Source organism: Comamonas aquatica NBRC 14918 (assembly GCF_000739875.1).
Classification (GTDB): domain Bacteria; phylum Pseudomonadota; class Gammaproteobacteria; order Burkholderiales; family Burkholderiaceae_C; genus Comamonas; species Comamonas aquatica.
The window spans coordinates 1-5,267 of record NZ_BBJR01000023.1 but is presented as its reverse complement, the minus strand read 5'-3'; the positions used below and the strand labels follow the sequence as shown (position 1 = coordinate 5,267).

The following is a 5,267-nucleotide window of genomic DNA, read 5'->3' as shown; positions in this document are numbered from 1 at the left end:
TTCAGTTAGCTGTGACAATGCTGTCTGTGCCCGCTCCCAGACCGCCACGCGTAGGTGTAGTGGAGGTTTGCGTAGGCGTATTGGAATCAAATCCTTCCTTTTTGCCACCGGGCCTCCGAATTTGAAAACCGGCCAGCGTCCAAGCATTCTTGCCACCTGGCCATGCCAACGTCGTGCGCTGACTGTGCATACCCCAGCGTGATTGCTGGAGCTGACCTGCCATGATCTGGTGTGCATCGTGGCCCTTTGCCAAGGTGCGCATCTGCTTGTTTCCAACAACTGTGTAGCTGCTTGGCGTGACGTTGTGCCGTGATGTGAGCTGCACCCTGCGTGTCCCCACACTCACCAAATCCATCCAGCCCGTCGAGTGCAGTGCTGGTTGGTTTTCTCCAAGATGGCGATGTTGATTGCCTCGTTGCAGCACGCCAGTGGGGCCGCGCTGACATCTTCCCCGAGCGCATCGAGGCTTTTTTTCTTGAGCAGGCAGGAGACCCGTTCGGCGGCAAAACGGAACTGGCGCCGCGGCACCTGTGTTGCCAGGGATCAGCCTGCTGGGGCCGCGCACCAATTGTCGGGCAACTAGCGTTTTATGCATCAAGCCAGATGTCGCAACGCCCGAGCGATGCAGGCAGCGCAGCTGTCGTCAGAGTTTGTCCAGCGTCACATCGGGCAAAAATGTGCTTAGCAGACGTGGCACGGTGGCTGGGGTGTAGACCACACCCAGGGGGAGGATGGCCAGCAATTGCGCATCGACCGCCAGATCAATAACGGCAAATTTGGCGGTGGATGCCCCCAGCGCGGGCAAGATGCTGTGCGGCATCAAAATCAGGGCCTGGGGTTGTCTGAGTAGGCTTTCCAGTACGGAGAGTGCGATCGACGAGATAGGGAACCATGTGGCATCGGGTATCTGGGCGCGGACCACGGTTTCGAAGATGTCGCGCACGGCAATATTGTGACTGGGCAGCACCCAACGATTACCGCGCAAATCTTCAAGTGGCACATGCTTGCGCCCCACCAGCGGATGGCTGTGGCGGGCCACTACCACTGCATGGTCGCTGACCAAGGGAATAAACCTGCACTGTGAAGGCAGCGGTGTTGGGGGGCGGCAGAACACGGCATCGAGATTGCCGTTAAGCAACTGGCGAAGCAGCTCGCGCCCACGGCCTTCCTGTATGTCGACCAGAACATCGGGGTGCTGGTCGTAAAAGTGGGTGAGCCGGGCGCTGAGCAGTGCATAGGTGGCGGCGGGAATCACGCCTAGGCGCAATGCGGCTTTCGCACCGGAGCTGATTTCGACCAAAACACTGGCGGTGTCTTCTAGCGTGTGCATAACGGCGGTGGCTGAATCGATCAGTGCCTTGCCTGCGGCAGTGGCACGAATGCCACGAGCGTGACGTTCAAACAATTGCAGCTCCAGCACTTTCTCCAGCTCGCTAAGCGCTTGGGTGGCCGCCGACTGGCTCATGTGTAGCTTTTTTGCTGCCTGCAAGATGGAACCGGACTGTTGCAACGCTAGCAACAGCTGCAATTGGCGCACGCGCAGGTACTTGGCCAAACGAGCAAATAGAACGCGGTGATCGAGTGAAGTCATGGCGACCAGTGGTTACGGTGAGGTATTGGTGCTGCTTATAGCTTGAGGCTTGATGTGTGCACTGGAATGTTCCACTTGTAGCTATATTTTTATGCAGCAAACACATGGAGACATGGTCTCCATGACATGCCTTCCCGAAATTTCGTCATGTCAGGAGACTTTTGATGTTTAAAAAAAATGCCCCTCATCGCCTAGGCGCGGTTCAAAAAATGCTGCTGACAGCTGGTGCAGTTTGGGCTGGTTTGGTTGCTAGTGCAGCCATGGCCGCTGAATATCCCAGCAAACCAATTAAGCTGATCGTTCCATTTGCAGCTGGCGGTTCTACCGATATTGTGGCGCGAGTGATTGCAGAGGCTATGCGTCACACGCTGGGTCAACCTGTGGTGGTGGACAACCGAGGTGGTGCCGGCGGTCTGATTGGTACCGAGGCGATTGCAAGTGCCCCAGCAGATGGTTACACCATCGGCATGGCCACGGTGAGCACGCTGACTGTGAACCCGTTGCTGTACCAGCGCGCAGCCAATCTCAGCCCCAAACTGCTGCCCGTGGTCAATTTGGTCACCATGCCTGCAGTGCTGATGGTGCACCCGAACGTATCTGCCAACAGCTTGGCTGAGATTGTGGCGCTGGAAAAGGTCAAACCAGGCAGCATAAGTGGCGGTGTGCCTGGCCACGGCACGTTGGGCCATTTACTTATGGCGTCGATGAATGACACGCTGCACACATCCATACAGATCGTGCCGTATCGAGGTAACGGCCCGGCACTCAATGACACGCTGGCGGGATCGGTGCAGATGCTGGTGGACCAACTTCCATCCTCGCTGTCGTTGGTCAAAGCCAATAAGCTGAAGCCGCTGGTGATTGCTGCGGCTGAGCGTTCGCCCGAGATGCCACAGGTGCCCACCTTTAAGGAATTGGGCTATACGCAGCTTAACGATTTAGGCATTAGCTGGTTCGGTCTGGTAGTGCCCAGCAATACCTCCAAGGCAATTGTCGACAAGATTGCCAGCGCTGCCGCACAGGCCGTGCGCCGTCCAGAGGTACAGCAGCAACTGGCCAAGCTGGGTGCAGCCCCTACCGATTTGGGTAATACCACGTTCAGTGCACAGATCGCGCAGCAATTGCAACGCAATAAGCAATTGCTGGACAAGGTCGGCGTGAAGGCCGAATAAGTGCAGGAGACACAACCCATGGAACATTTGCAGCCATTTTTTGACCAACACACGCCGCGCATGGCAGCGCTGGCAGACCAGATTTGGTCGTTGGCTGAACTGCGCTATGCCGAAAATTCCTCGGCCCAATTGCACATGCAGGCGCTAGCCGCGCAAGGTTTTTCCATCACATCCCCTTTAGCTGGTATCGCCACAGCGTTTTGTGCGCACTGGGGAGATGAAGGTCCAGTGATTGCTTTTTTAGGGGAATACGATGCGCTATCGGGTCTGAACCAAGAAAGTGGGGCGCTGGTCTGCAAGCCATCAACCGAAAGTCCGGGCAGCGCAGGCCATGGCTGTGGCCATCACTTGTTGGGTACGTCGGCGCATTTTGCTGCAATTGCCTTGCAGGCCCATCTGCAGCAGAGCGGGCAGAAAGCGCGCATCCGCTTTTATGGTTGCCCGGCAGAAGAAGGCGGTTCGGGTAAGACCTTTATGGCTCGTGCAGGGGTGTTTGACGATGTGGATGTTGCACTGACCTGGCACCCGGCCAGCTTCACCGGCATATTCAGCCAGACCACGCTAGCCAATATCCAAGCTAAGTTTATTTTCCATGGCAAGGCCGCCCACGCAGCGCAGTCCCCGCACTTAGGGCGCAGCGCACTTGATGCGGTAGAGCTGATGAACGTTGGGGTGAACTACCTGCGCGAACACATGCCCTCGGATGCACGCGTGCACTATGCGGTCACGGATAGCGGTGGCCTGTCGCCCAACGTTGTGCAGGCGCGTGCGGAGGTACTGTACTTAGTGCGTGCGGCCCAGAACAGCGAAGCCGCAGCCCTTTATGAACGGGTGTGCAAAATCGCCGATGGTGCGGCGTTGATGACCGAATGCCGCGTAGAAGTGGTGTTTGAGAAAGCCTGCTCTAACTTACTGCAAAACACCACACTCAATCAGGTGATGTATCGCGCTATGCAGGCTATCCAACCTTTGCCTGCGCGTACCGACATGGACATGCAGGCCCGGCTGTACCAGGCAACGCTGACCGGCAACGACATCGAGGCTGTCAGTCGCCCTCTCGCACAGGTGTTGCGTGGGCAGGTGCCGGTGGTGTTCCGGGATATTGCGCCGTATGAGCCCAATCTGCACGAGACTATTTTTGGCTCCACCGATGTAGCTGATGTGAGCTGGGTTACACCCACAGTGCAAGCTTGGGTTGCTTGCTACGCGTTTGGCACACCACTGCACTCTTGGCAGATGGTGGCTCAAGGCAAGAATTCATTAGCCCACGCTGGCATGGTTATGGCCGCACGTACCCTTACAGCCACTGCAATCGAGCTGGTCGAGCAGCCGCACCTTATTGCGCAGGCCCACGCTGAACTGCTGCAGCGCCGAGGTGGCAAGCCTTATGTTTGCCCAATTCCAGCAGACATTCAGGTGCCCGTGCATGCGGCATAAACTTGAGTCGATCAACTTCTTGTGAACGTCAGCAGGCCAAAGGACTCGAGCGCACCGTGCGCGTGTGCAGGAGCACCGAGCCTACTACCCATCGCTGTGGGCGGCTATTGAATCGATTGCCCCAAAGATTGGCTGCGTGCTGCAGACCTTGAACGATTGGGTCACGAAGGCCGAGGTTGACAGTGGCCAACGCCCCGGCACCACCAGTTCGGATGCCCAGCGCATCAGGGAACTGGAGCGAGAGGTCAAAAAGCTGACATCCTGAAGACGGCTAGCGCGTTTTTAACGCAGGCGGAACTCGACCGCCGATTGAAGTCTTGAAGAACTACATCGACCGCCGCCGTGATGCCTGCGGGGTCGAGCCCATCTGCCAAGTGTTGCAGATGGCCACGTGCGTTACTGGCGCCACGCAGCCCAGCAACGCAATCCCAATAGCGCAGTGTACGCGCCCTGCGTGACGAGGGTTTGAAAGCCGCATGCAGCGGCCTACTGGCAGGTTTACGTGGCCGATAAGGTATCGCGCAGGTGCGATGCAAAATTTGTAAGTAAAATATACTAAAAATTTACAAGTGCTGCTTAAGCTGTGCTGACTTAAAAAATATTTCTGAGGGGGTTTGCGTGCGCAGCGTTTGTGCTTTGCGGGCGTGGTCGGCGATTGCGCCAGGACTGCCAACTACCGCGCACTGGCAACAGTGGGCAATTCAACCTTGGTGCCCCAGTGGAGAGCTGGCGCTGGACTTATCACACATTCCATCAATGGTGCGTCGGCGTTTGGGGCCGCTCGCCAAATTAGCGGTCTCAGCTGCGGATGTAGTTCTTGCGCAGACATCCCAGCCCGATTTACCTGTGGTCTGGGTTTCACGTTATGGTGACTCAGATAAGTCTTTAGCGTTGTTGCAGTCGCAAGCTATTGGGGAGCCACTATCTCCAATGGCCTTTGGCTTATCAGTACACAATGGGATCGGAGCACAGCATTCGATTCTGCGTGGGATTCGCTCGAATTCAGTATGTGTTGCCACGTCGAATGGTGCTCCCGAAGCCGGAATGATGGAAGCTTTGGGTTTATT

At 56.7% G+C, this 5,267-nt stretch carries 4 protein-coding genes, 1 pseudogene and 1 other annotated feature; of the genes and pseudogenes, 4 read left to right on the top strand and 1 reads right to left on the bottom strand.

The features are described 5' to 3' along the window. Positions 1 to 643: 643 nt before the first annotated feature. Positions 644 to 1,591 carry a LysR family transcriptional regulator gene (locus tag CA2_RS03040; RefSeq protein WP_042412559.1) on the bottom strand — a complete coding sequence of 316 codons (948 nt, stop codon included), beginning with the start codon at positions 1,589 to 1,591 and terminating at the stop codon, positions 644 to 646. 164 nt (positions 1,592 to 1,755) lie between these two features. On the opposite strand from CA2_RS03040, the gene CA2_RS03035 reads away from it, so the two are divergent. From CA2_RS03035 to CA2_RS17440, 4 genes and pseudogenes are all read left to right on the top strand, one after another. Next, on the top strand, positions 1,756 to 2,763 hold the full coding sequence (locus tag CA2_RS03035; protein ID WP_052369802.1) for a tripartite tricarboxylate transporter substrate-binding protein: 1,008 nt from the start codon (positions 1,756 to 1,758) through the stop codon (positions 2,761 to 2,763). Between the two features lie 18 nt (positions 2,764 to 2,781). Then, entirely contained in the window at positions 2,782 to 4,200 is a 1,419-nt protein-coding gene (locus tag CA2_RS03030) for a M20 family metallopeptidase (protein ID WP_042412562.1), read from the top strand. Between the two features lie 64 nt (positions 4,201 to 4,264). Beyond that, positions 4,265 to 4,726: pseudogene (locus tag CA2_RS18475) on the top strand (transposase); the annotation flags it as partial. Next, positions 4,476 to 4,592, top strand: a sequence feature (AL1L pseudoknot). It overlaps the preceding pseudogene by 117 nt. Positions 4,727 to 4,818: 92 nt before the next feature. Next, positions 4,819 to 5,267, top strand: a 449-nt coding sequence (locus CA2_RS17440) for a beta-ketoacyl synthase chain length factor (protein WP_174435596.1), incomplete at its 3' end; no start/stop codon positions are given.